At 38.3% G+C, this 26760-nt stretch carries 20 protein-coding genes; 12 read left to right on the forward strand and 8 right to left on the reverse strand.

Annotation, left to right across the window (positions count from 1 at the left end; all coding sequences use genetic code 11):
• The first annotated feature begins 226 nt into the window (after nt 1-226).
• The 9 genes from HX109_RS04165 (at nt 227) to HX109_RS04205 (ending at nt 14328) form a co-directional block, all read left to right on the forward strand.
• Nucleotides 227-6334 carry an Ig-like domain-containing protein gene (locus tag HX109_RS04165; RefSeq protein WP_178949946.1) on the forward strand — a complete coding sequence of 2036 codons (6108 nt, stop codon included), beginning with the start codon at nt 227-229 and terminating at the stop codon, nt 6332-6334.
• 54 nt (nt 6335-6388) lie between these two features.
• Nucleotides 6389-7312 (forward strand): type IX secretion system membrane protein PorP/SprF, encoded by a 924-nt coding sequence (locus HX109_RS04170; protein WP_255462762.1) that lies wholly within the window; start codon nt 6389-6391, stop codon nt 7310-7312.
• Nucleotides 7313-7331: 19 nt separating this feature from the next.
• Complete coding sequence (locus tag HX109_RS04175) at nt 7332-9266, forward strand: OmpA family protein (protein ID WP_178949948.1); 1935 nt, start codon at nt 7332-7334, stop codon at nt 9264-9266.
• A gap of 317 nt (nt 9267-9583) precedes the next feature.
• On the forward strand, nt 9584-10312 hold the full coding sequence (locus HX109_RS04180; protein WP_178949949.1) for an HNH endonuclease: 729 nt from the start codon (nt 9584-9586) through the stop codon (nt 10310-10312).
• A 30-nt stretch (nt 10313-10342) separates the two neighbouring features.
• Nucleotides 10343-10546: a hypothetical protein gene (locus HX109_RS04185; protein WP_178949950.1), complete on the forward strand. Its 204-nt coding sequence runs from the start codon at nt 10343-10345 to the stop codon at nt 10544-10546.
• Between the two features lie 386 nt (nt 10547-10932).
• Complete coding sequence (locus tag HX109_RS04190) at nt 10933-11265, forward strand: type II toxin-antitoxin system RelE/ParE family toxin (protein WP_178949951.1); 333 nt, start codon at nt 10933-10935, stop codon at nt 11263-11265.
• A 12-nt stretch (nt 11266-11277) separates the two neighbouring features.
• Nucleotides 11278-12384, forward strand: coding sequence for an ImmA/IrrE family metallo-endopeptidase (locus HX109_RS04195; protein ID WP_178949952.1), 1107 nt, complete (start codon nt 11278-11280; stop codon nt 12382-12384).
• A 316-nt stretch (nt 12385-12700) separates the two neighbouring features.
• Entirely contained in the window at nt 12701-13537 is an 837-nt protein-coding gene (locus tag HX109_RS04200) for a LytR/AlgR family response regulator transcription factor (protein ID WP_178949953.1), read from the forward strand.
• Between the two features lie 125 nt (nt 13538-13662).
• Complete coding sequence (locus HX109_RS04205) at nt 13663-14328, forward strand: CPBP family intramembrane glutamic endopeptidase (RefSeq protein WP_178949954.1); 666 nt, start codon at nt 13663-13665, stop codon at nt 14326-14328.
• A gap of 260 nt (nt 14329-14588) precedes the next feature.
• Here the strand turns inward: HX109_RS04205 and HX109_RS04210 are convergent, their stop codons facing one another.
• The 3 genes from HX109_RS04210 to HX109_RS04220 form a co-directional block, all read right to left on the reverse strand.
• Nucleotides 14589-15494 carry a geranylgeranylglycerol-phosphate geranylgeranyltransferase gene (locus HX109_RS04210; RefSeq protein WP_178949955.1) on the reverse strand — a complete coding sequence of 302 codons (906 nt, stop codon included), beginning with the start codon at nt 15492-15494 and terminating at the stop codon, nt 14589-14591.
• A 15-nt stretch (nt 15495-15509) separates the two neighbouring features.
• Entirely contained in the window at nt 15510-16448 is a 939-nt protein-coding gene (locus HX109_RS04215) for a mevalonate kinase (protein ID WP_178949956.1), read from the reverse strand.
• Between the two features lie 106 nt (nt 16449-16554).
• Nucleotides 16555-17652: a diphosphomevalonate/mevalonate 3,5-bisphosphate decarboxylase family protein gene (locus tag HX109_RS04220; protein WP_178949957.1), complete on the reverse strand. Its 1098-nt coding sequence runs from the start codon at nt 17650-17652 to the stop codon at nt 16555-16557.
• A 110-nt stretch (nt 17653-17762) separates the two neighbouring features.
• On the opposite strand from HX109_RS04220, the gene HX109_RS04225 reads away from it, so the two are divergent.
• Nucleotides 17763-18239 carry a TspO/MBR family protein gene (locus HX109_RS04225; RefSeq protein ID WP_178949958.1) on the forward strand — a complete coding sequence of 159 codons (477 nt, stop codon included), beginning with the start codon at nt 17763-17765 and terminating at the stop codon, nt 18237-18239.
• 4 nt (nt 18240-18243) lie between these two features.
• On the opposite strand, the gene HX109_RS04230 is transcribed toward HX109_RS04225, so the two are convergent.
• Complete coding sequence (locus tag HX109_RS04230) at nt 18244-19500, reverse strand: NAD(P)/FAD-dependent oxidoreductase (RefSeq protein WP_178949959.1); 1257 nt, start codon at nt 19498-19500, stop codon at nt 18244-18246.
• A gap of 503 nt (nt 19501-20003) precedes the next feature.
• Nucleotides 20004-21245, reverse strand: coding sequence for a hypothetical protein (locus tag HX109_RS04235; RefSeq protein ID WP_178949960.1), 1242 nt, complete (start codon nt 21243-21245; stop codon nt 20004-20006).
• Nucleotides 21246-21368: 123 nt separating this feature from the next.
• On the opposite strand from HX109_RS04235, the gene HX109_RS04240 reads away from it, so the two are divergent.
• Together HX109_RS04240 and HX109_RS04245 are read left to right on the forward strand one after the other, a co-directional pair.
• Entirely contained in the window at nt 21369-21620 is a 252-nt protein-coding gene (locus HX109_RS04240; RefSeq protein ID WP_178949961.1) for a hypothetical protein, read from the forward strand.
• Nucleotides 21617-21883 (forward strand): type II toxin-antitoxin system RelE family toxin, encoded by a 267-nt coding sequence (locus tag HX109_RS04245; protein WP_178949962.1) that lies wholly within the window; start codon nt 21617-21619, stop codon nt 21881-21883. Before HX109_RS04240 ends, HX109_RS04245 begins: the two co-directional genes overlap by 4 nt.
• Nucleotides 21884-21891: 8 nt before the next feature.
• Here the strand turns inward: HX109_RS04245 and HX109_RS04250 are convergent, their stop codons facing one another.
• The 3 genes from HX109_RS04250 to HX109_RS04260 all read right to left on the reverse strand — a co-directional run bounded on the left by HX109_RS04250 (nt 21892) and on the right by HX109_RS04260 (nt 26530).
• On the reverse strand, nt 21892-22644 hold the full coding sequence (locus HX109_RS04250; protein WP_178949963.1) for a glycerophosphodiester phosphodiesterase: 753 nt from the start codon (nt 22642-22644) through the stop codon (nt 21892-21894).
• Nucleotides 22645-22821: 177 nt separating this feature from the next.
• Nucleotides 22822-24618 (reverse strand): alpha-amylase family glycosyl hydrolase, encoded by a 1797-nt coding sequence (locus tag HX109_RS04255; RefSeq protein ID WP_255462763.1) that lies wholly within the window; start codon nt 24616-24618, stop codon nt 22822-22824.
• 76 nt (nt 24619-24694) lie between these two features.
• Nucleotides 24695-26530, reverse strand: a complete 1836-nt coding sequence (locus HX109_RS04260; RefSeq protein WP_410504045.1) for a glycoside hydrolase family 13 protein — start codon at nt 26528-26530, stop codon at nt 24695-24697.
• Between the last annotated feature and the right edge of the window lie 230 nt (nt 26531-26760).

Genomic DNA, 26760 nt, shown 5'->3' on the forward strand with positions numbered 1-26760 from the left:
AGAATAAAAATCTTTTTAACTAATTTTTAACAAAACCCTCCTTAAACAAAATTCGTATATACTTTACATTAGATGTGAGTAAACAGTTATAATTTTATATTTCATATACTATTTTATGAAACAATTTAAATATAATCCTATTATTTCCATCACCTAATTTACCCCATAAACCTATATTTATTGGCGTCCCCCAGATTTACGAGTAATCAACGTAAACAATACACCAATGAAAAAATTTACTACTGCTTCAAGATTGTGTTTTGGGATTATTTTCATCTTTTTGTTTAACGCAAAGATTAATTCCCAAACGAAGGTTTTTGCAACTTCCATCGTTAGCGAAAATCGTACCGAAAATTCAAGTAATGCCAAAGATGGTAATTTAGCAACCAAGGCAAAAATAAATGCCAGTTCTGGCTTAGCCTTGGGTATTGGCGCCTATTCCGGGCATATTGAACTGCAATATCCGGCTGTAGTTCCAGCAAATACCACCTCTTATATAAAAATAGACACAGAAACCAACATTCTACCCGCTTTATTGGGAGGTACGTTGGGAGGATTACTATCAGATGTCCTTGGGATCGTTTTAATAGGAAATCAAGAATTTACCGTACAAGCGCTTAATGGCGAAAATCCCGTTCTTACAGGACGTTCTGAAACAGATAATGATTTTTCCAGTGGACGGCTTAGAGTCGTAATAGATGCAGCGGGCAACTATTACATCGCTATTACTCCAGGTCAAAATTACAATCGTATTCGGTTAACCAATCGTTTAGGATCTTTAGTTGGATTGGGAAACACCAAATCTCTGGGACTTTATGGGGCGTATTACACCTCCAATCCTGCCGAATGCGGGGATCCTGCTTTCACCTCCTATGATGGGGGTGGTTTAACGCTTGCCATAATAAATGACGGCGGCGGCGTTCGAAATCCTAAACACGCCATAGACAGCAATCCAAATAATTTTTCCGAACTTAATTTAGGGAGATTAGGCTTAGGTGTTTTGGGGTCTATTCAACAATCCATTTATTTTGAAGGCTCCGGAAACGCTACCGATAGCTATAGTATCAAGCTAAGGCTCTCCCCCGCACTAGTTGCCTTGGGAGCCCTCGACAACGTAAACATCATTGCAAGCAATAAGGGACAAGTAGTACAGAGCATTCCATTTACCAGTTTGTTAAATGCAGAAATCCTTTCGCTCATTCAAATAAGGGCGAACCAAAACCTACCAACCACAGTACCTTTTCGTCCCGGTGTTCCGGTAGATAGAATTACGGTACGATATTCATCCTTACTGAATGTGGAAATCGGACAAAGTTTAGATCTTTTTGGAGTAACAAGAACACCTGCGCTCCCAATTGTAAATGCCAATTCCATCAATAAACAAGTATGTACAGGAGAAACCGCAGCTTTAATTGCTACCAGCAATCCCAATAACCTTGAATTAAGATGGTACGATGCTCCAGAAGAAGGTAATTTACTAACCACTATTGGCTCTGGAGAAACTTTCACCACTCCATCAATTACTGAAAATACCGTCTATTACGTTGCAACTGCCAAAGTGGGATGTCCTACAGAATCTGCTCGCGTAGCAGTGAACGTGACCGCTATAAACAGACCTGTGGGAGCAGATATTTCCATCTATGGGGCAGAAGACGATAGTTGCGAGGGAAGTACCATTACATTGACTCCTTCCAGCACCATCGACGGAAGTTTCGCTTGGTACTTCGATCCCGATAAAGCATCCCCAATTACTGATGGTCTAACCCAGGACAATGCCACTTATAACATCAATGAAGATGGCGTTCTAAGCATTACTGGATTAACCGCAAGTGAAACCCCTATTAATTATTACACAAGCATTGCCAGCACAACTACAGGATGCGAAAATACATCTGGAAATCTTGCTGAAACTACAGTAAGCGTTATTTCGAATGATCTTAATCCCTCCATAGCTTTTGACGGAAATATTACTGGAGACAATATTATAAATAAGGCAGAGTCCGAATTGGAAATTATTATTTCTGGAACCGTTTCAGGAGATGCCATGGCTGGCGATACCATAACTCTTACTGCAAACGGGATGGACTATACGGGTTCGGTTGCCTCCGATTTAACTTTCAACATTTCCGTAGAGGGAAATGCACTTGTTACCGATCAAGATTTAACTCTGGAAGTTTCGGTGACTACCAGCAATGGAACCTGCGAAACTTCAGCAACAGATTTACTAACTTATTCTGTAGATATCACAACACCAACCATCCCAACTGTTAATGCGCAAAGCACTAACGACACCACTCCAATAATCACTGGGACGGCATCTTCCGAAGATAATATTTCAATTGTAGTAAATGGAATCACATATACCGAAGGCGATGGAATCCTTACCGATAATGGAGACAACACATGGGCTTTGCAAATCCCGGATGGCGATGCGCTAACAGAAGGTATTTATGATGTGGTCGCTACTGCTACAGACGATGCAGGTAATACGGCTAACGATACCACTACAGACGAATTGAATATCGATCTAACCGATCCTGAAATCCCGACAGTAGTTCCCGTAACCACCAACAGCAATACTCCCAGTATTTCTGGTACTGCGGCTTCAGAAGATGAGCTTACTGTTGAAGTAAACGGAATAACTTATAGCGAAGGAGACGGGAATTTAACAGATAATGGGGATGATACGTGGACACTACAAATCCCAGACACAAACACCTTGCCGGATGGCACTTACGATGTAGTCGCCACCGCTACCGATGATGCAGGAAATAGCGCCACAGATACGACTACAGACGAGCTTACCATAAACGCATCAGCTCCCAATACACCTACCGTAGATTTTCTAACAACCACAGATACCACCCCTACCATAACTGGAACGGCAGATTCGGTAAATGATCTCACTGTGGAAGTGAATGCAATTGTTTATACAGAAGGTGATGGCAATTTAACTGATAATGGCGATGATACATGGACTTTACAAATACCAACGGGAAGCGAACTTCCAGACGGTGTTTACGATGTAGAAGCAACGCTAACAAATGGTGCAATAAGCGCTAATGATGCCACGGTAAATGAATTAATAATAGATACTATACCTCCAAATAACCCAACCGTAAATACGTTGGCCACCAACGATACTACTCCGGAAATTACGGGAACAGCTACCTCTAAAGATGCCCTAACCGTGGAAATAAATGGCGTTACCTATACCGAAGGAGATGGAAATTTAACCGATAATGGAGGTGGTACATGGACTTTGCAAATCCCCAACGGAAACGAACTGCCAGACGACACCTATGACGTAGTGGCCACCGCTACCGATGCCGCTGGAAATTCATCCAACGACACAACCACAGATGAAGTCTCTATTAGTACCTCTCTTCCGGATATCCCTTCCGTAGATCCACAGATTACTTCAGATAATACCCCAACTATTACGGGAACCGCTAATTCGGTAGACAACCTTACCGTTTCGCTAAACGGCATAACCTATACCGAAGGCGACGGCAACCTTACCGATAATGGAAATGATACATGGACTTTGCAAATTCCAGAGAGCGATGTGCTACCAGATAACACCTACGATGTAGTAGTGGAAGTTACAGATGATTTTGGAAACAACAACAACGACACCACCACAGATGAAGTTACCATAGACACCACCACACCGGTAATTCCAACAGTAAACCAAATGATGACCAATGATACCACACCCGCAATAACAGGAACGGCAGATTCTGCAGATGATTTGAGTATTGAAGTGGATGGTGTAACCTATACTGAAGGCGATGGAAATTTAATGGATAACACAGACAATACATGGACACTACAAATTCCAAATAGCAATGAATTAACAGATGGCACTTACGATGTTGCCGTTACGGCCACCGACGGAGCCGGCAATACTGCCCAAGATGCCACTATTGATGAAGTAACCATAAATTCGTCTTTGCCAGACAATCCAACCGTAAACAACTTAGACACAAACGACGTCACTCCAATGATAACGGGTACTGCCATGTCTCAAGACGATCTTTCTGTTGCGGTAAATGGAATCACATATTTAGAAGTCGATGGCAACCTTACCGACAACGGGGATAATACATGGAGTCTTCAAATTCCAGAGAGCGATAAGTTGCAAGATGGCGTTTACGATGTAGTGGCCATTGCCACCGATAATGCCGGCAATACTTCTAGAGACACCACCACAGACGAATTAACAATTAGCAATACTTTACCTAATAGACCAATGGTTAATTGGCTAACCACAGCCGATACTACTCCAATGATAACGGGTACGGCAGATTCCAACTACGAGCTTTCTGTTACCGTAAATGGAGTTAGCTATATCGAAGGCGACGGTAACCTTACCGATAATGGAGACGACACATGGAGTCTTCAAATTCCAGATAATCAAATGCTTTCAGATGGATTTTATGATGTTAAAGCGATAGTGACCGATAAATTTGGCAACACCAATACCGACAACACACTTAATGAATTGATTATCGATACGGTATCGCCCACGGCACCTACGGTAAATAATCTAGTAACGAACGACCCGACACCAATCATTACAGGAACGGCAGATTCAGAGGATGAATTGAGCGTTATGATAAATGGGGTTACCTATCTAGAAGGAGACGGAAGATTGATCGATAATAGCGATGACACATGGACCTTACAGATCCCGAATGCAAATGCGCTTCCAGACAATGTGTATGATGTGGTTGCCGCCGCAATGGATCCTGCGGGAAATACAACTGCAGACAACACCACAGACGAAATTACTATTGATTCTGCCTTACCAAACACTCCCATGGTAAACCAACTCACTACTAAAGATCCCACTCCTATAATAACAGGAACTGCAGATAGCGAGGATAACTTAACAGTGGAGGTAAATGGTATTACCTATTTCGAAGGGGATGGAAACTTAACGGACAATGGAGATGATACCTGGACATTACAAGTTCCAGACGCAAATGAATTACCAAATGGTGTTTACGATATAGTAGCTATTGCTACCGATGATGCGAACAACACCGCAACAGACAACACTATAGATGAGCTTACTATCGACACTACATTGGACGGGGAACTTACCATGCCAACAGTGAACAAACTTGTTACGGATGACAAAACACCTACCATAACAGGAACAGCCTCTTCAGAAAATGAGCTTACGGTAAAGGTTGATGGAATGACTTATGCTGAAGGAGCTGGAAGTTTGGTTGACAATGGCGACGATACTTGGTGGCTCACCATACCTAGCAGCAGGGCTCTTGACATTGGAACCTACAATGTGGTCGCTACCATTATGACGAGTAGCGGAACTACCGTAACAGATATCACTACTAACGAACTTACAATCTTATCAATTAGTGATAATGCTCCTCCAACCACACCAACGGTAGTAGAAGTTGTTAGTAACGACCCCACACCAGAAATTATAGGAACAGCCGACTCTAATGATACTCTTACAGTTGAAGTAGATGGAAATATTTATACGGAAGGGGATGGCGATTTATCTGATAATGGGGACGACACATGGACATTGCAAATTCCAACGGAAGACGAACTTCAAGAAGGTGTTTACGACGTAATTGTAACCGTAATCAACGATCAAGGAGAAACCGCTACCGACAATACCACGGATGAATTAACAATAGAGAATATTCCTGTTTCTGATATTACCATCACGAAAACCGTAGATAATATGACTCCTTTGGTTGGTGAGATAATAGAGTTCATCGTAACAGTTTCCAATACAGGGGAAACAGAATTCAAAGATGTTATTATAGACGAGGTTATTGCCTCCGGATTTAGCTTCCAGCAACATACACTTTCTACTGGAACCTACTTTTCTGGAAGCGGCGTTTGGAATATTGATGTGTTGGCAGCCAACGAAACGGCCACTTTAACTATAAAGGTAAAAGTAAATCCTACTGGCAACCGTACCAATATTGCTACTATTAGCGCTACTACACCTATGGATGATAACTTGGATAACAATGAAGCGGAAGTAAATATAGAACTGAGCTGCTTAACGGTGTTTAATGAATTTACACCCAATAACGACGGGCATAACGATTATTTCCGGATTGAATGCATAGAAAAGTACCCTAACAGCGTACTCAAAATTTTTAATAGGTACGGAAATAAAGTTTATGAAACAAAAGGGTATCAAAACGATTGGACAGGAATTGCCAATGTGAACGGAGCTGTGAGCAGGGATAAAAAATTACCTGCCGGCGTCTATTTCTATTCCCTCAAGATAGATGAATTGGGAGAAGACAAATCGGGATGGTTATACATCGCCAAATAATTAAGCACTATGTATGCAGTAGCAATCAATCGTAACCTTAATAACAAAATTTTTATGAAAACTTCAACTCAACATAAAGCAATTATCGTAGCCATTCTAGGTGCCTTTTTTAGCATCTCGGTAACGGCACAGCAACAGCCACAATTTACGCAGTACATGTACAATACACTTACCTTAAACTCAGGTTATGCCGGCGCCAATCGTTTGGAGGTGGGGCTCATTCATCGATCTCAATGGGTTGGGATCGATGGGGCGCCTTCCACACAATCGCTTACTGTAGGGGGAAAAGTAGGCAATCGTATTGGTGTTGGCCTAACTGCAATAAACGATAATATAGGGCCATCAAACCAATTGGATATAAATGGGGTGTTCTCCTATAACATCCAACTTAATTATAATACCTATCTGTCTTTTGGAATGAATGCAGGTATTGATATTTTAAATGTAGATTGGTCTGAAGGTCGGTATGCAGACACCCAAGATCCTATCTTGGCAAACAACATAAACAACGTAAGGCCCATTATTGGAGCAGGGGCATATCTCTATAGCGACCGATGGTATGCAGGTATATCTACCCCGAATTTTATAAAAACTGAAACCTATGATGATGATGAAGAACTGGTAATAGATGAGACTACTCAATTTTACCTCATGGCGGGTTATGTTTTTCCCATTTCCCCAGGGTTTATGCTAAAACCCACCACATTGGTTAAATATACCGAGGGAGCTCCCGTTACTGTAGATGTATCTTTAAACGCCCTTTTGCAGGAAAAGTTTACTGTTGGAATGGCCTATCGCTTTAACGATGCCGTTAGTTTTTTACTAGGTTTCCAAATTACAGATAACTTCTACGCAGGTTATGCTTATGATTATGCTACTACAGAACTCACAAAGTATAACGATGGTTCCCATGAAATCATTTTAAGATATACTCTGCCCAATTTAAACAAAAGAGCAAAATCACCTAGATTCTTCTAACCTAATACCAACTACTTCGATGAAAACAACCACCATTCTAATAGCCTTTGCTTTATTCTCTTCTTCCCTATTCGCACAAAAAAGCACGTGGAAGGCCGAAGAATTATTCACCAATTATCATTTTGAAGAAGCTGCCCAGCAGTACAAAAAAGTCATAGAAAACAATAAAAGGCTCAAACCGGAAGAATTGGAACGCTTGGCCGACAGCTATTTCAATATTAACGACTATAAAAACGCCTTTATATGGTATGAAAAACTGTACGATCTCGAAAAAAAGCACATCAAAGAAAGTACTTTTATTAAATACATACAGTCTGCTAAATCGAATAGAAAATACGATAAAGCAAACGAATTGATAAAAGAATATTATGCCGGAGATTATGCACGCATAGCGGCTATTACAAAACAAAAGAGACACCTAGACGAGGTCAAGGTATCAGATTCGTTGTATAAAATAAGAAATGCTTCAATTAACAGTCCGATGTCGGATTTTGCACCGATGTACTTTAAGGATTACTTAATTTTTTCTTCCGCTAGGGATACTGTAGTTTCTAAGGATAAAATCTACCCCTGGAATAATCAGCCCTATCTGGATTTTTATATTTCAGAAAGAAACAAGAGCAATGGAGAGCTTAAAGAAGCTACAAAATTCAGCTTAAGCGAAAAAAGCAATTTTCATGATGCCACTATCGCTTTTAGTAAAGATTATAAGTTCGTTTACTTTACAAGCAATTACAACAGTAAAAATAGATTGAAAACCAATAAAGACGGAGTTTCCAATCTAGAAATTTTAAAGGGTTATGTTACTGGGGAAACCATTACCAATATCGAGCCATTAGAATTTAATAGAATGAAATATTCCTGTGGACATCCCGCTATTTCTTCGGACGGAAAATATCTATATTTCGCTTCGAATATGCCAGGCGGCTATGGAGAGTCCGATCTCTATGTGGCCGAAATCTATGAAGATGGCTCCACCGGGGAGCCGGTAAATTTAGGGCCGACAATTAATACCGCTGGAAGGGAAATGTTCCCTTTTGTAGCAGATAGCACTTTGTATTTCTCTTCGGATGCGCATTACGGACTGGGAGGAATGGATGTTTTCCAAAGTAAAATTATATCCAAAACCAGTTATGAAACCCCTTTAAATATGGGGCCTACGCTTAACGGAAACATGGACGATTTCAGTTTTATCTACAATCCGAAAGACCGTACGGGTTATTTTGCTTCCAACAGGAGCATGGGTAAAGGCGACGACGATATTTACTACTTTAAAAAGCGTGACCCGCTAATGCATCAATTGTTTTCGGGTTATGTGTACGATTCAAAAACAAAAGAGCCTTTGCCTGAAACCAATATTGAGGTGAGGGACATTCTTTTGGATTCGGTGACGCAAACCTTCAAAACCGATGAAGATGGGTATTATGAGGTAAAGCTTCCTTTTAAAAACGAACGGGAGTTGTACTTTTCAAAAACCAATTACACGTCCAAATCCCTTATTGCGCAGACTACGGAAAATCATTCTGAAGCACTTACAGAAAACGATGTGTATTTAACTTCCTTAGAAAGTTTAACCGTAAAAGAAGGGGATAAGGTAAAAATAGATGTTGATCCTATTTACTTTGAATTGGACAAAGCAGAAATTACCCCACAGGCACAAATTGCGTTAGAAAAAGTATTGTATGTAATGAAGGAATTCCCAACGCTTACCATCATGATAGAATCGCACACCGATTCTAGGGGATCTGATAGTTATAATATGAAACTTTCCAACGCCCGGGCAGAAAATACCAAACGTTACCTGATTGCCAGCGGAATAGACGCTAGAAGAATTGAAGGTGCCAGAGGCTTCGGGGAAACAAGGTTGCTAAACCACTGTTCTAACGGTGTAAAATGTACGGAAGAAGAACACTCATTAAATAGGCGATCTAATTTTATTATTGTTGAAGAGTGATGTTGGTTAAGCTTTTTCAACGTTTTAAGTCCTCATGTTCGCATGGGGGCTTTTTTGTTGATTTGGTTAATTGAGGGGGTTTTAAATAAGTAAAGAAGGGAAAGAGGAAAAATTATTTTTTTGGTCTTCTGGCTTCTGGCTTCTGTCCTCCAGCTTCTAGTCTTCAACAACAGACGCCTTTGGTGAAAGTGTTAATATGTCGTTGATAGTATTCTTTCTTTATTCGATATAGAAAACAGATAATTTGGTAGATTTGAAGAGGAGCGGTAACCGCATGTTGCGGTTATATAGTAATTGTGTATAATTAAAAGTCAAAAATGAAAAATGAGTTAATAATTGGAGACCGTTTTGAAGGAGTTCTTTTAGAGACAATTAAAGGAAAAAGTTCTTCAAGACCAAGAGTAAGACCTCTTGAGTATTTTGACTTAGAAATCAGAGTGGAATTCCCTCGACATCTTCGAGAAGATAATCCATTGGGAACTCGATTCAGATCGGACGTTAAAGTATCACAAAAGACTAAAAATGGAGAACCTTGGGGTAGCCCATATTTAGTTGCAACGGATAGCAGTATTATTAAACTTGATTATACTCCTAAAAAGTTAATTCAGGCAATAAAACTAAATACTGCAAGTGATAGAGCATATGATTACATAGAGAAAGAGTTTAAAGTTGAACCTAAACTCATAAAGTTTTCGGAATTTAGAAAAAAAGCTTACATAAATTCAATTGAATCACCTAAATCAAAAGTAACAAATGCTTCAAGCATTCAGCGTTCGGATATTATAAAGACTTACGCACTTTCAAGAGCTAACGGGACTTGTGAGGCTTGTGATAATGACGCTCCTTTCCTCAAAAGGAATGGCCAACCATATCTTGAAGTTCATCATATTAAGGAATTAGGCAAAGGCGGTAGTGATTCTCCTAAGAATGTTGCTGCAATTTGTCCAAACTGTCATGCCCGAGTAACTCACGGTCAAGATGCTAATAAATTTAACAATGAATTGCGGTCTAAAATTTTGACAAAAGAAGAAGAACTTGAAAAGTAATTGTACCCCGCTAGCGCGAGCGTCACGCTCGTGACACTTACGAGTAAGAATAAAAAAGGAATTGATTTTCCAGTTTTGGCCTCCGGCATCTGGCTTCCAGTACCCAGTAAAAAATACCATTTAGGTTCGGCAACTATAATTTTAGGTTCGCTAACCAACCATTTAGCCTCCACGGCCAAGCGTTTAGGTAAAACAACCATGTTTTTAGCCTCCGCACCTAAAAGTTTAGGCTAAATACCGAAAGTTTTGGGCAGTGTCCTTAAAGTTTTAGGTTATTTCTTAAAAACTTTAGTAATGGAAGTCAAAACTTTAATCATAACGATCAAAATTTTGGTCATAGCACCTAAAAATAGGGTCTCGGAACCTAAACGGCACGTGTTTCTACCTAAAAAACAGCCGACCTAACCCGAGATGTTAATATTTGGTTGATAGATTATTTCTTCTTAAGGCATAGAAAACAGATTATTTGGTAGATTTGGAGAGTAACGGTAACTGCATATTGTTGTTATATAATAGTTGCATTTGTTCAAAAAACCATTATTTTAACTAACACCTTCTGTTAATTATTTTTTACATACCTTTGCATGAGATAAAGTGACAGAAATAAACTTATCCTGAACATGGATATATCATTTGACGATAATAGATTGAAAAAATATGCCAATAATGACAAACAAGCAATAAAAAAGTTAGGTCGAAGAAGAGCTGATTTATATAAACAGCGATTAGATGATTTATATGATGCAAGCACATTAGAAGATGTAAGATATCTACCCGGTAATTACCATGAGTTAAGAGGTAATAGAAAAGGTCAATGGGCGTGTGACTTAGATCATCCATATAGACTCATCTTTGAACCACACGAAGACCCAATACCTACAAATGAATCAGGACAATATATTTGGTTAAAAATAAAAGGTGTTGAAATTATTGAAATAGTCGATTATCATTAAAAATGAAGAATTATGGCAACGAATAGAAATGAATATTTACCAGAAACAGTATCTCATCCAGGATTGACTTTAGCTGAGAAATTAAAAGAATTAGGCATGGGAAATAAAGAGTTTTCAGTAAGAGTCAATAAGCCTGAGAAAACAATAACTGCAATCACTAAAGGAGATAGTTCAATTACAGCCGAAATGGCAGTAAAATTTGAAGACGTTTTAAAGATCCCTGCATCATTCTGGTTATTACGACAAAGAAGGTATGACGAGTATAAAGCCAGGGTTAAAAGAAATGAAGATATTCAAAATGCCATTGAGTGGGCTAAGGGTTTTCCTTATGCCAAAATGGCAAATTTAGGTTGGGTTGAGAAAACAAGAAAAATAGAAGAGAAAGTTCTAGCTCTATTTGACTTCTTTGGAATTTCTGACCATAAAGCATGGACTTCATATTATTTTGAGCAAGAATTAAAGGTCAGTTTTAGAATATCACTTGCTCACACAAATGAAGCAATGGCCGTTTCTGCATGGTTAAGACAAGGAGAAAAGAAAGCTAAGGAAGTTACAACAAATCCCTTCAATCCACAATTGCTTAAAAATTCATTGAATGAAGTAAAAAAAATAATGGCTGACCATCCGGAAAATTTCTTTGAAAGGCTTCAAGAAGTTTGTTTTAAGGCAGGTGTAATCGTACTTTATACACCATGTCTACCTAAAGCTCCAGTTCATGGCTCAACTAGATGGTTAGGTGACACACCACTAATACAATTATCCGCTCGATATAAAACGAATGATAAGTTTTGGTTCACTTTTTTTCATGAGATAGGTCATATCCTTTTACATGGAAAAAAATATATCTCAATAGAAAATGTGAATTATAGTGACCAGGATTTAGATAAAGAGAAAGAAGCTGATGAATTTGCAATTAAGTGGACTTTTAGTGAAGTTGAAGAAAAAGAAGTAATTAATGCAGCCCCGTTGTCATCAGATGATATTTTGAATTTTGCAAAAAAATTTAATACACATCCTGCATTAATTATTGGTAGATTCCATAAAAAAGAATTTGTTCATTACAGTGTTGGTAGAGAATTTATCGAATCGATTGATTTAGAAAAAACAAATGGTAACTAAACCTATAAGGAATAGCCCCCACTCCCGTAAGTAAGCCTCAGACTCGTTACGAGTCTAAATAAAAAACAAGAGAAGAAGCCTCAAAATGCTTAAAACAAACTTTCTTAACTGACCACTTCGGTTTTCTAGCATCCAACTTTAAACCTCCAACTTCCAACACTTAGTAACCCCACATGGAATTAAAAAACCAGTGTTTATGCTAAAGCAAAATCAATACGCTATATATTAATTTATAAAAGTTTAAATTTACGTCAGTCAGAAGGGTGAAAAACTTAGCAAACTTATTATAGATTGAGTAAGCAAGAGCTTTTAATTCATGAGTAATACACAACCAACCAAAAATACGGCAAAAACATTACGGCATACACTTACCAGTAGTTCATTATGGAGTTGGTTACAAAAAATTATTTTATTTATAGTTTTCTCCTTAGTGGTGAATCATTTAGCTACCCGAGACAGTTTTTTTGGTGGTGATTCCTATAGATTCCCGATAGAAGGTTTTCTGTCATCTATTGCGTTGTGTATTTTCATTGGAATCATAGCAGAGCTTAATTTTAAATATTACAAGAAGAAACATTTCTGTAAAAAGGTAGAAAGTGTCACAATCTTAAGGTTTATGGCTTCTAACCTAGGTTACATTACACTATTGTATATTCCTCTAAGTATAGCAATAAATATACTTGCAGGTGGACAGACAGAATTCTACTACTTATTAATTGGTTTGCTAATTACGCTACTCTTAAGCTTTATTCTCATAGCATTGACATACGCACATAATATCTACAATTTATATAAGCTATCTATAAAAGATGCTGAAATTACTATTGAAAGCAGCGGAAAAACTACAAAGCTTACCTATGAAAATATTGCCTGCTTTTACAGCGAAAACAAGATTGTATATACGGTACAAAATGATGGTAGCGTAATTCATACCGATTTTACACTGAATGAACTCGAAGAAAAAATAAACGACCAATTGTTTTTTAGAGTCAATCGGCAAATGATTATTCACAAAGATGCTGTAGGCCAAATTGAAAAAATTGAAAACGGCAAGTTACGTATTTGGTTAAAGTCGGTTATTGAAAACGATGCGATTGCTGAAATCAATATCAGTCGGTATAGGCGCAAAGCATTTATGGATTGGTTTCAGTAAAAAGCACCAAAAATCACCGACCATTCAGTTTTAAATTTACTACCACTCAGTAAAAGCATCAGCATTTAAAGGGGTTTTCAAAGATTTTGTTCATTACTTGGCTTTGAATTTAAAGACGAAAAAAAATGAACAACCTCAGTTTAAAACAAATTATAATTCCATTAATCACTACTGTGATCATCTGCTTTTTATGGTTTGGACCAATCCGTATTCCCTACATAGAAAATATCATCATTGCTATTCTGATTATTATAATGAGTTATATAGAATACCAAGGGAAACCATTTTCAACACTTGGAATTCGGCGAGAAAAATTTACATTTAAAAATATCTTTTTGCTCGCACCATTGGTTGCGCTAGGACTCTTCGCATTTTATGTCTTTGTTTTGGTTCCCGGAATTACAAAACTCACGGGAGCTCCTATAGATTATTCGGCATTTAATCAATTAACTGGGAATTTATCCGCCAGCTTAGTCGCCTTGGTGTTGGTATGGGCGACTGCGGGATTTGGGGAAGAAATAATCTTTCGCGGTTATTTTATGCGACAGTTTGTTAAATTCTTTGGAGAAAGCAAAGTCAGTATTGTGCTTAATATATTTCTTCTTTCATGTTTGTTTGGCTTTATGCACAGTTATCAAGGGATTACTGGGCAACTTGTTACGGGTATTGTAGGAGCGATTTTGGCTCTCATATTCTATTTGCGCAAATACGATTTGTGGTTTGTTATCGCTGTGCATGGTTTTTTTGACACTATTGCAATCATTTGTGTGTACCTCGGCTTGGCACAATAAAACCATAGGAGTTAACAACCCACAAAAACCCTGCTAGAGCGAGCTAGTATTAAAACTGCCATGCCGTATTACAACAAAGGGTATTATGGTTAATTGGGATGATTTGGTTTCCACGTGGTTGTCATACCGACCAACGAGAGGCATCCCATTATTATGCATTTCCTGATGTGATTTCTCCCTGCGGTCGAAAAGACACATTGAAGGGATAATATAAAAACAATGAACATTTAATTTTCCAGGATCCAACACCCCATAATTCCCTACAAAATCCTATTCAACACCAAGTCAACATCAATCAATAGAATACTGAAAACCCCCGAAACGATAATAAGCTTAAGGATGTTATGCAACAATAGATAATGTAATTTCCTGTTGGATTTCCAAAGGAAAAATACAAACACCAACATTAACAGCATACAGCCATAAAAGAAAATGTACATAAAGCCAATCTCGTAGGAGGTTACCAAGAGATAGGCGGGAAGAAAAGTAAGCACACTTAAAAAAGTGATAATAATTTTTGAAGTACGCTCGCCATATACCACCGGAATTGTTTTGTAATTCTGTGCGATATCACCTTTTATATTTTCCAGGTCTTTAACCATTTCCCTAATGAGAATAAAAAGAAATAGGAAAACAGCATGTACAAATATTACAGGTTGAAAGTTACCGTAATAAAGAAATACTGCAAAAAATGGTGTAATCGCTAAGGTAGCGGACACAAAATTACCTATAAATGCAATTTTTTTCAGTTTATGGGAATAAAACCATATCCCAAAAATATAAAGTGAAAAAAATACGACGGCCCGAAAAGAAGCATAACTTGCAAAAATCACCGAAATGAAATTCAGGATAAAATAGGAAGACAATTTAAAACGCTGACTCACCAATCTATCCAACATGGTTTTTGTAGGCCGATTTATCAAATCTTTCTCGACATCGTAAAAACTATTTATAATGTACCCGGAAGCAATAGCAATGGCAGAAGCGGAAACGATAGCGAATAAGTTGGGATCGAAAATTATTTTACTAACAGGCGTATCTGGCGCCAAAATATAAATTGAGGTAAGGTATTGGGCTAAAGTTATTACCAAAACATTGTAGCCTCTTACTACCGAAAACAGGCTAAGGAACTTGAACAAGATAAGTTTTTGCCCTCGGTTGAACATATTTTGAAAATACTTTTAGAAGTTATAGACAACCTCTAGTTTGTAACCTTCCAATGCTTTTTTGGCCTGCTCAATATCTTGGGTGAACCCTAAAATATAACCGCCACCGCCAGAACCGCAAAGTTTTAAGTAGTAATCGTTAGTATCGATTCCTTGTTTCCACAATTTGTGGAATTGTGCGGGAATCATTGGTTTGAAGTTTGTTAAAACAGTATCAGATAAATGTTTTAGATTGGTAAACAAAGATTTTACATCCCCTTTTAAAAAATCGTCCACACAGGCGTCCGTATGTTTTATAAATTGATCTTTCAACATATTGCGAAAACCTTCCTGCTTCATGTTTTCCATAAAAATCTGTACCATTGGAGCCGTTTCCCCGGTAGTACCGCTATCCAATAAAAACACAGCGCCTTTTCCATCAACCGCTTGGGAAGGGATTCCTGTAGGTTCTATATTGTCTTTGGAGTTGATAAGGATAGGCAAACTCAAATAGCTATTTAATGGATCCAAGCCAGAGGACTTTCCGTGGAAAAAAGATTCCATGGCCCCAAAAATGGACTTTAATTTTAAAAGTTTATCCCTTGTTAAGTTTTCCAACACCGTAATTTTATCGGCAGCATATTTATCGTAAATGGCAGCCACCAATGCGCCACTACTGCCCACACCGTATCCTTGCGGAATACTGCTATCGAAATACATTCTGTTTTCAACATCTTCAGTAAGTTTTTCAATATCAAAAGACACTAAACTATCCGGTTCTTGCTGAAGTTCATCAAGATAAAGCGCAAACTTTTTTAAACTTTCATTGGATTTTTTGGCTTCTGAAGATAAATCATCACTTACCTTCAATGCTCCATTATAGAAATTATAAGGGATAGACAACCCTTTGGAATCTTTTATGATGCCATACTCTCCAAAGAGCAATATTTTAGAGTAGAATAAAGGACCTTTCATATAATTGTCGATTATCTCGGGATAATCACGTTTTGTTTAACATTTAAATATAAGAAATTTAACATTCCCAACAAAGTGTTTCTAAATAATGATATCTTTCCTTCAGTTATAAATTTTCAAAGGCTTTTGCACCTTCGCCAACTTGGTCGCAAATATACTTACCATCCTTACAATATGCAACGAGTTCGCTTTTAATAAATTCCAGCACTTTTTCTTTGGTATTTTCAGGATATAATACATGTACATTGGCACCTGCATCCAGTGTAAAACAAACCGGTACACCAGTGGTTTTTCTATACTCCCATATCTTATCGATAATGGCCAGTGTATTTGGTTTCATCAATATAAAATAGGGAATGGAGGTCATCATCATGGCATGTAGCGTAAGCGCTTCACTTTCCACAATTTCTATAAACTTCTCAAGATTGCCTTCACTGAAAACGGTTTTTAATACGGAAAGGTTTTTATGTGCTTGATGAAATCTATTTTCAGCAAAAGGATGGCCGTTCATCAAACCGTGTCCCACGGTACTGCTCACTTTTTTCTCCCCAACGTCTACCAGTAAAATAGTGTCTTGGTAGTTTTTAAAAACGTCGTGTACGTGGCCAGTATATTTTACTCCAAACAGATTGTTACTTTTATTCACCTCTTCGTGGGTTCCCCAAGCTACAAGAGGTCCTTCTATACTTCTCGAAGCACTTCCAGAACCTAAGCGTGCCAAAAATGAAGATTTTTCATTGAAGTATTCATCTTCCATTTCCGGATTTAATTCACGCTCCATACTCATTAAACACAGCGCCAAAGCGCTCATCCCGCTTGCAGAAGAAGCAATACCACTACTGTGTGGAAAAGAATTGTGGGTTTTAATGGTGAATTGATATTCTTTTAAAAAAGGGAGATACTTATAAATCCGCTTAAAAAAAGTTTCAATCTTTGGTGCAAAATCGGGTTTCAACTCCCCATCCAAATACACTTCAAAACTAAAATCTTCTTCTGTATGTTGCTTTTCCTTTTTGGTAAATTTTAAAGTGGTTTCGGTATGGCATTTATCCAACGTAAAACTAATGGAAGGGTTGGCTGGGATTTGATGTTCTTTCTTTCCCCAGTATTTCACCAAGGCAATGTTGCTGGGTGCCTGCCATGAAAAACTGCCCGACTCCAATGTTTTGCTATAGGGCTTTGGAATAAACTTATCTACCGTCATTTTTACTAAAATTTAGACAAATATAAATTAATCTACTAAGTTGTGCTGTACAGGAAGCTTTGTTTTAATTGTAAAATAAATTGCTATTTTTAAGGAATAAAGCAAAGCAGATGATTTCAAAAAAACTAACCCGTATTTTAATTTCGGTGGCTGTATGCTTATTGGTGGGCTTTCTTTCTGGATATGCCACGCAAACTTCGGTGGGGACTTGGTACGCCACCATTAACAAACCTTCTTTTAACCCTCCCAATTGGATTTTTGCTCCTGTTTGGACAGTTTTGTATGTTATGATGGGTATTGCCGCTGGTATTGTTTGGGCAAGGGGGTTTTACCATAAATGGGTGCAAACGGCTTTATATCATTTCGGATTCCAATTGATATTTAATGCCATGTGGAGTATTGTTTTCTTCGGGTTTCAAAAGCCATTCTGGGCGTTGCTGATAATTATAACCCTGCTTATTCTTATATTATTAACCATTAAATGGTTTAAAGTGGTAAATAAAGTTGCTGCCTACCTCCTCATCCCTTATTTATTATGGGTGTGTTTTGCAACCGTGCTCAATTTTAGTATTTGGCAACTTAATTAGATTCTTAAAATTGTTTTGCAATAGCTTTGGCAGCCATAAAAGCGCCGGTCCATGCATTTTGAAAATTAAATCCGCCTGTAATCGCGTCAATATTTAATACTTCCCCTGCGAAATAAAGATTTTTGCAGATTTTGCTCTCGTAAGTCTTAAAGTCAATTTCTTTTAAATCCACCCCTCCGGCAGTCACAAATTCTTCTTTAAAGGTGGTTTTCCCGTTTACATTATAAACTGCTGAAGTTAACTCCCCCACTAAATTTTGAAGTTGTTTTTTATTGACCTCTGCCCAATTTAACTGTTCCTGAATCCCGGCAGCCCCTAGAATTTTGAACCACAAACGCTTTGGAAGTTCAAACGGGCGCGTGTTGAAAACCGTTTTTTTAGCTTCGGAAGATTTTATTTCCTTTAACAAGCCTAAAACTTCATCGGCGTTTAACTGCGGAAGCCAATTTACTTGAATTTTAAATTGATAGTTAAGGGCATGTAATTCCCTTGCTCCCCAAGCTGAAAGTTTTAAAATGGCAGGCCCACTCATTCCCCAATGCGTAATAAGCAAGGGGCCATTGGCTATGGCTTTTTTCCCATCGTCTAGCTTGATGGCTCTCCCTTTTCCATCCAACAGACTCACTTGTGCAGCAGAAGAAACCCCCATAAGCTCACTTATTCGGTCATCTTTTATATTAAATGTAAATAAGGATGGAACCGGCGAAATCACGCTATGCCCCAACGTTTCCATTTGTTGCCATATTTTTGGGTTACTTCCTGTGGCTATAAGTATTGTTTTGGATTGTAAGATACCTTGAGTAGTATCCAACTCCCAAGACGCAGTATCTCCTTGCTTAGGGGTTATATTTTTTACAGCGCAATTGGTGTTCACTTTAATGCCTAATTTATCTACTTCGGAAGTAAAACAATCGATAATGGTTTGGGAAGAATCGGTTTCTGGAAACATGCGTCCGTCCTCTTCAATTTTCAGTTTCACGCCACGCTCTTCAAAAAAAGCTACTGTGTCTCCACTGCAAAAGCTATGAAAGGGCCCTCGAAGCTCTTTTCGCCCCCGTGGATATGCTTTTACAAGTTCGTTTGGGATAAATTCGGCATGAGTAACATTGCAGCGCCCACCACCAGAAATTTTTACTTTATTGAGCACTTCCTTGCCCCTTTCTAAAATGACTATCTGCAAATTTGGATTTTGCTGTGCTATTTGAATAGCCGCAAAAAATCCAGCCGCTCCACCACCCACTATAACTACATCTAAAACCATAGGGCAAAGTTAGTTTTTTTGCCCGTACTATAATTAATCTATTTTTTAATGACTGCAAAGCCTTCTCCGGGTTGTACAAAATCATCTTCGAGTCCTGCAAAACCTTCTCAAAGTCGTGCAAAGACATTTCAGATTCATACAAAGCCTTCTCTGAGTAGTGCAAAAACATCTCGAAGTCGTGCAAAGACAGTTCAGATTCATGCAAAGCCTTCTCTGAGTGGTGCAAAAACATCTCAAAGTCGTGCAAGACATACTTGTATATATACAAAAACATTTTGGAATCGTACTTAGACTTCTATGAGGTATGCAAGCCGCACTGCAAGTTGTTAAATCCTTTCTGGAGGTTGAAATGCAATAATTATAGCATTAAGATTAAATAAGCTGGTAAATCGAGTCTGAAATCCTGCTAAAAAAAGTGGATTAGCTTGCCTAACCGTGGTGAGCAGTCAGGCTCAACTTACAATGTTGATTTGGCAGTACCTACTTATCAACATTGAGTTTTACTAAAAGTAAAACATAAATCCAAAACTTATACGCATGGCATCCCGGCTTTTAGACTCTGCAATAAACTGGTCGTTTACAAAGCCTTCGCCAGAGAGTTTTTTAACCCCATAATCAAGTTCCAAACCAATCGTCATTCGATCGTAAGGATCGTACATTACATTAAAAATTCCGTAGAAATGCCTATGGTCCATATTCCCATTAAGATAAATGCTGGGTTCCTCATCCTCCGGAAAAAAAATATGCCGCGTAGCATTATCTGTATAGAAATAGGTGTAACCAAAAACGAGGTTGGTGTGAATTTTAGGGTGAAAGAAATATTCGTAGGAAGCCCATCCACCGAGGGCAGGGGTAGCACTAAAACTATTGTTCTTGGTAGGAAAGCCATCGTAACCATGACCAGAAATAGTGGTCATGTAAGCGGTAATACCTTTACCACCAACGAATTGAAACTGCAGATTATTTCTGGAATTTATACGGCGATAAATCCCAGAAAAACTAAAACCATAACCAAAAAAGCCATCTTCCTCTTGGTTGAGCTTATATCGAATATATCTATAAACAGAAGACAGACGGAGATGTCCCCAAGGCTTTTCAAATTTCATGGCCGCAGTTAAATCTGGCACATATTGATTGGCTTCCTCCACATAAGGTTCTAAATCTTTATATCTCGTATAGTCGTTTATCGGTGCTTCCAGACTAATCTCATAAATAAAATTGGGGTTACGCAAGGTATTTTTATATTTTATATGCAGTGTTCGCAACCAGATTCCAGACGGTGGCCCTTCCCATTCCATGATGTCTGGCCATAAAATTTCGTCTCCGAAGTTGTTCCAATTCTGTCCGATTTGCCAGTGTTCTGTTTCCACAAAGGCCCGGCGTAAACGTACGCGGCCATCACCTCCCCAAAAATCGGATTCTACCACTGCGTCTACTTTTTTGCCACTATCTAAAATAAGACTGGTTTCCATGCGGATTTGCGTTTGGTAAAGGTCTACATTTAAGCTTTTGGAGTCGTCTGTACCAAAAACATTAATACTCCCAACGGCAAAAGTTTCGCTGTCCTGCAATCCTCCAAAAACATCAAAATAACCGTTGAGTTTCATGTTTACCCCCAGACTAGCTTTGTAGCGAGGCAACTCACCGACCGAATCTTTCGCCTGCACCGATAACAAACGATCTTGGGCCTCCATCGAAACGAGACCACATATATTCAGAAAAAAACAAAGTAATAGCCTCCTCATGGTAAATCTTTTAGAAACGAGAGGTGTGGAGGAATTTAAAAATACAATATTTTAAGTTTAAAATGGCTATAATATAAAACATATCCCATATATAATTTATATATTTGTTGAAATTTATTTGAAATGAAAAAATTAATAGACATTGAAGAGGATCTTTTGTATAAATTGAAGCTGTTGGCAGTACACGAAAACATGAGTGTAAAAGCACTTATGGAAAAAGCCGTAGCATTTTTTGTGGAGCATAAACAAAATCTGCGTGCAGAAGCGTTATCAGACGAAGAAAAGGAAGACCTTGGGTTGCTTCTTCTTATGAATCAAGCTGAAAACGATAGCTATGTGAGTGAAGAAGAAATTATGAAGGCACTCAAAGAATGACAGTAAAATACAAATCCAGTTTTCTCAAGGATATTAAAAACATCAAAGACAAAAAGCTAAAATCCCGAATAACTGATTGTATTGTTGAAATAAAGCAAAGTGATAGACTTACAGATCTTAAAAGTATTAAAAAATTAAAAGGCCATCAGTATGCGTATAGACTTAGAGTAGGAGATTATAGAATCGGTCTTTTTTTAAAAAATGACGTTGTCGAATTGGCAAGAGTGGTTAAAAGAAACGATATTTATAAGCTTTTTCCTTAAGAAGATTATTATTTCACCCTTTCTGGAAAATCAGTGATAATTCCTTCTACTCCAAAAGATTTTATTTTGGTAATGGCTTCTGGTTCATTAACCGTCCAAGTGTAAACCTTAAAACCGCGACTTTGCATTTCAGCTACGTTTTCCTTGGTAAGGATTTTATAATTGGAATGAATAGCTTCTGCATTTAAAAAATCGGCTTCTGGAATCGCATTTACCAAATCGTTACTGGTAAGCACACCAATGGGCATATCTATATCCAATTCCCGAGTAATTCGTAATTCTTCCCAATTAAAGCTAGAAATAATAAAATCATCTTTTTTCCAGCCTTTTTCGACAATGTATTCTTGTATGATTTCATGAACGGGATTGGCCGTGTTTTTACCCTTTAGCTCAATATTTAGTCGAACTTTTTTATCTATAAGATCTAAAACTTGTTGCAAGGTTGGAATAGAAAAACCGCCATTTAACTTAATTTCATCCAGTTCTTTCTTGGTGTAATTTTCAATGGGACCATTTCCGTTGGTAAGTCTTTCCAAAGTTTCGTCGTGAAAAACAACCACAGTACCATCTGCAATGGTAAAAACATCAATTTCGATGGCATCAACACCTAAATCCATCGCTTTTTGTATGGATGGCAAACTGTTTTCCATTACATGCCCTTTGGCACCGCGATGACCGATGGTTAATGTTTTTTTCATTTGGCTATAGCTTTGGTAGCTAAATAATACAATAGCGATATAGATAAAGCTTCTTTTTCTCATTTACTTTCATTTTTTTGCTCGCCCAAAAAAACGAAACAAAAAAGGGCGCCTTATCAAAGGAATTTTTTCGACAATTAAGTCGAAAAACCGAGGTCAAAACTCCGCGTCGCCTCGTGCCTCTGCTCCTGTTTTCGGAGCTTTTGCCCCCTATTCTATGATAAGGTGTTTTGCTTCATTTTATTGAAGCTCAAAAATAAACGATTGCAATGGAGCAAGTGTGATTTTCACAAATCCTTTACCGTTTCTTAAAGTAAGCTCGCTTTCACTTCCGTAGAGCAGATCCTTCAAAGGATATTTTTCATTCTCTAAACTCCATTTGGTAATTATTTCTGAAGGAATCTGAAGTTCAAACTCATGGGAAACATCGGTGTCAAAATTGGAAACTACGATCAATTTTTCATTTTCCGTAAATCGAACAAACGAGAACACCCTATGGTTGTAGTTTTCAGTATTTTCTTTATTGAAATAGTGTATTTCCTTGCTCTCACCCATAATAGCTTCGCTATGGGTGGCTACGTTTAATAGACGTTTGTAAAAATCACGTAGCTCTTTCTCTTCTTCGGAAAGTTGGCCGCCATCGAACTTACCATCGTTCATCCATCTTTGGTGATGAGGTACGCCAATATAATCGAAAATGGAGGTTCTACTCGGGTCTCCAAAACCAGCATCTTCCGCGCCAGGTTCACCAACTTCTTGACCGAAATAAATCATCATCGGGGAAGTTCCTATGGTTGCCAAAACGGTCATGGCAGGTTTTGCGGTAGCCGCATTTCCCACAAATTCCGGACTCGCAATACGGTGCTCGTCATGGTTTTCAAGGAAATAAAGCATGTGCGACTCGATGTCTTCATATTTATTGCGAACAACAGGAATATGGTCGGTCCAGCCGTAGCCTTTCATTATGTGCTTTATGGAATCGTACATATCTACTTTGTCATACAGATAATCCATTTTTCCTTTGTGTAAGTAGGCTCGGTACAAATCTGGGTTATACACTTCGGCCATTAAAAATGCATCTGGATTTTTCATTTTAATGTGCGAATTCATATAGCTCCAAAACTCCACAGGCACCATTTCTGCCATGTCGTAACGGAAACCATCCACGCCAAAATCGATCCAATATAAGGCAATATCCTTAAACTTCACCCAAGAATCGGGCACTTCTTTTCCTTGCCAGAACTCAAAATGTTTTTTATAGGATTCATTTTCAAAATTTTCAGGAAGCGTATCAAAATCTTTATGTCCATCTGGCGATACTCCGTAATTCACCTTAACGGTTTCGTACCAATCATTTTGGTCGGGTTGTGAAGCTCTTGCTCCATTGCCCGTCCATTTTGCTGGATTTTCATCAAACTTTCCATCAATCAAAGCATGCTCTTCGCCACCCAACGGTTTATAGTCATCGCGCCATTCCGGTAAGGTGAAGGCTTCGTTTGGATTGTAATAAAAGTTGTTGTCTTTTCTGTAAGTAACGGTTACGTCATCGGAAGCTCCAAAACTTTCTACCCCTTCAGGGTTGGTAATTCCTTCATAATTACGGGCCACATGATTGGGAACAATGTCGATAATAACTTTAAGGTTTTTTCCGTGGGTACGCTCCACGAGTGCTTTAAATTCATCTAAACGATTCGCAGGATTGTCCGCCAAATCAGGATTCACATTATAATAATCCTTAACAGCATACGGCGATCCAGCACGGCCTTTAACCACTTCTGGGTCGTCATTGGAAATTCCGTAAGCGGTGTAATCATTTACTAGGGCGTGATGCGGAACTCCTGTATACCAAATATGGGTTATGCCCAAATCTTTTATTTCAGAAAGAGCTTTATCCGTAAAATCGGAAAATTTACCAACACCATTCTCCTCAATAGTGCCCCAAGGCTTGTTGGTTGTATTTGTATTACCAAATAAACGTGTAAACACTTGGTAAATTACTATTTTGGAATTCTGCTCTTTTTTAATTTCTTTCTTCATCTCTTTGGTGTTGGAACAAGCGATAACTAAAGATAATAAGATTGCGGAGAATAGTATTTGTTTTGGGTTTATCATTTTATAAAACTTCAATTATATAACTCGTTTTGCCAGCGACTTTAAGTGTTTCGTTAAGCGATAGTTCTTTTTCTGAAATAATATCAACTCCTTTTTTGGCATTCTTAATATTTTCTTGAAAACGGCTTAAATCCAATGAACGCTCATCTTCGCTATTGTTGATAACCACCATTACCGATTCCTTTTCATTATGCCTGAAATAAACATACACTTCTTCCTGCGGAATATATTGCGTGGTTTTCCCTGAATGGATTACGGTTTTGTTTTTTCTCCAATTGAATAGTTTGGAGGTAAAATCGAAGTACTCATTCTGACTTTCCGTTCTTTCTGATGCGTTGAAAGCGTTTATTTCATCACCTTCCCAGCCACCCGGGAAGTCTCGCCTAATGTCGCCATCTCCTTTTCCTTTGTCGCCTGCCATTCCAATTTCTGAGCCGTAATACACCTGAGGAATTCCCCGTACAGTTGCCATCAATGTCATTACCAGCTTGTAGTCCTCTATGTTTTTGTAAATCTCATTTATTCGCCCGGTGTCGTGATTTTCGGCAAAAACCAGAATATTATCAATGTTTGGGTACAGAAAATCATTCACGAAGTTTTCATATAATTGAATAGTCCCCTTATCCCAAGAAGGATTTTTTTCATTGAAAACCGCTGTTACCGCATCGTGCAAGGTAAAGTCCATAACACTTGGTAAATGCGAATTATAATTTTGGATAGCACCAATTTTACTGTCCTTCTGCCAATAAGCGATTTGTGCTTGGTCGTGCATCCAAATTTCACCTACAATATTAAAATTAGGATATTCGTCCATTATCGTTTTTGTCCACTCGGCAATTCCTTCTTTATCATTGTAAGAATAAGTATCAACTCTGAAACCATCCAAATCGGCATATTCAATCCACCAAATGGCATTTTGTATAAGGTAATTCAGCACTAACGGATTGGATTGATTTAAATCGGGCATCGATTTTACAAACCACCCATCCATACACATTTTATAATCTATTGTAGAAGCATTCGGATCCATTTGAGTGCTCATTCGGTAGTTGGTCTGGGCATATCCCGGAAATTGATGAATCCATTCGTATGTTGGTAAATCCTTTACCATCCAATGTTCGGCGCCCCAATGATTTACCACATAATCCATAATCAATTTCATGTCTCGCTTGTGCATTTCCGAAGCCAGTCTTTTATAATCTTCGTTGGTTCCGTAGCGTGCATCTACTTTATAAACATCGCTTTGTCCGTATGTGTGATAAGAATATTCCGCATCGTTATCTTCGCCCATGGGCGTACTCCAAATAGCGGTAGCACCTAAACTTTCAATATAGTCTAAGTGGTCGATAATCCCTTGGATATCGCCCCCATGTCGTCCACCTTGTTTGGTTCGGTCTGCTTTCTCGGTAAGTCCATCAACACTGTCATTGGATGGGTTTCCGTTTGCAAAGCGATCCGGCATCAATAAATAAATCATATCGGAAGAATCGAAGCCTTTTCTATTGGCTGAATTTTCTTTTCTCGATTTCAATTCATAATCGAAAGTTTCCTTGATTCTTCCATTTTCGGAAAAAGAAAGTGTATAGTTTCCTGCGGAATGTCCTTCTAGTTCAATGGTAACAAATAAGTAATTCGGATTCTCCGTTTTCTTTACCTCCTTTATATTCAATTCTTCAATGGATGGCTGTAATGAAGAAATATTATCTCCATACACCATCAATTGAATTTCGCTTTTTTTCATCCCGCTCCACCAAAAAGGAGGCTCTATTTTTTTTATTTGTGCGGTAGCTGAAAGCTGAATCAGAAAGGCAACTAAAAAAGGTAAAGCGTATTTCATTTTCATTGTTTTTGGTTTTATTTATGTTGTTGATGTCTTGGCGAATCCCACTCCAAAGTGGGATGTGGCCATCTCCCCGAAAAACTCACTAGTTTGATTAGGGAGATCGCCGCGCTTCCTTCGGTCGCTCGCGAAGACGTCTTCACGAGGGAGGAACGACCGTGGTGATCTCCTGAAAATTACTACTTCATTTTAGGAGATTGTCACACTCCTTCGTCGTTCGCAAAGAC

The sequence above is a fragment of the Galbibacter sp. BG1 genome, from assembly GCF_013391805.1.
GTDB lineage: Bacteria > Bacteroidota > Bacteroidia > Flavobacteriales > Flavobacteriaceae > Galbibacter.

Bases quoted from the DNA above. Each gene is read 5' to 3' on its own strand.
- HX109_RS04165 (WP_178949946.1), top strand. From the start codon at position 227: ATGAAAAAATTTACTACTGCTTCAAGATTGTGTTTTGGGATTATTTTC.
- HX109_RS04170 (WP_255462762.1), top strand. From the start codon at position 6,389: ATGAAAACTTCAACTCAACATAAAGCAATTATCGTAGCCATTCTAGGT.
- HX109_RS04175 (WP_178949948.1), top strand. From the start codon at position 7,332: ATGAAAACAACCACCATTCTAATAGCCTTTGCTTTATTCTCTTCTTCC.
- HX109_RS04180 (WP_178949949.1), top strand. From the start codon at position 9,584: ATGAAAAATGAGTTAATAATTGGAGACCGTTTTGAAGGAGTTCTTTTA.
- HX109_RS04190 (WP_178949951.1), top strand. From the start codon at position 10,933: ATGGATATATCATTTGACGATAATAGATTGAAAAAATATGCCAATAAT.
- HX109_RS04195 (WP_178949952.1), top strand. From the start codon at position 11,278: ATGGCAACGAATAGAAATGAATATTTACCAGAAACAGTATCTCATCCA.
- HX109_RS04200 (WP_178949953.1), top strand. From the start codon at position 12,701: ATGAGTAATACACAACCAACCAAAAATACGGCAAAAACATTACGGCAT.
- HX109_RS04205 (WP_178949954.1), top strand. From the start codon at position 13,663: ATGAACAACCTCAGTTTAAAACAAATTATAATTCCATTAATCACTACT.
- HX109_RS04210 (WP_178949955.1), bottom strand. From the start codon at position 15,494: ATGTTCAACCGAGGGCAAAAACTTATCTTGTTCAAGTTCCTTAGCCTG.
- HX109_RS04215 (WP_178949956.1), bottom strand. From the start codon at position 16,448: ATGAAAGGTCCTTTATTCTACTCTAAAATATTGCTCTTTGGAGAGTAT.
- HX109_RS04220 (WP_178949957.1), bottom strand. From the start codon at position 17,652: ATGACGGTAGATAAGTTTATTCCAAAGCCCTATAGCAAAACATTGGAG.
- HX109_RS04225 (WP_178949958.1), top strand. From the start codon at position 17,763: ATGATTTCAAAAAAACTAACCCGTATTTTAATTTCGGTGGCTGTATGC.
- HX109_RS04230 (WP_178949959.1), bottom strand. From the start codon at position 19,500: ATGGTTTTAGATGTAGTTATAGTGGGTGGTGGAGCGGCTGGATTTTTT.
- HX109_RS04235 (WP_178949960.1), bottom strand. From the start codon at position 21,245: ATGAGGAGGCTATTACTTTGTTTTTTTCTGAATATATGTGGTCTCGTT.
- HX109_RS04240 (WP_178949961.1), top strand. From the start codon at position 21,369: ATGAAAAAATTAATAGACATTGAAGAGGATCTTTTGTATAAATTGAAG.
- HX109_RS04245 (WP_178949962.1), top strand. From the start codon at position 21,617: ATGACAGTAAAATACAAATCCAGTTTTCTCAAGGATATTAAAAACATC.
- HX109_RS04250 (WP_178949963.1), bottom strand. From the start codon at position 22,644: ATGAGAAAAAGAAGCTTTATCTATATCGCTATTGTATTATTTAGCTAC.
- HX109_RS04255 (WP_255462763.1), bottom strand. From the start codon at position 24,618: ATGAAGAAAGAAATTAAAAAAGAGCAGAATTCCAAAATAGTAATTTAC.
- HX109_RS04260 (WP_410504045.1), bottom strand. From the start codon at position 26,530: ATGAAATACGCTTTACCTTTTTTAGTTGCCTTTCTGATTCAGCTTTCA.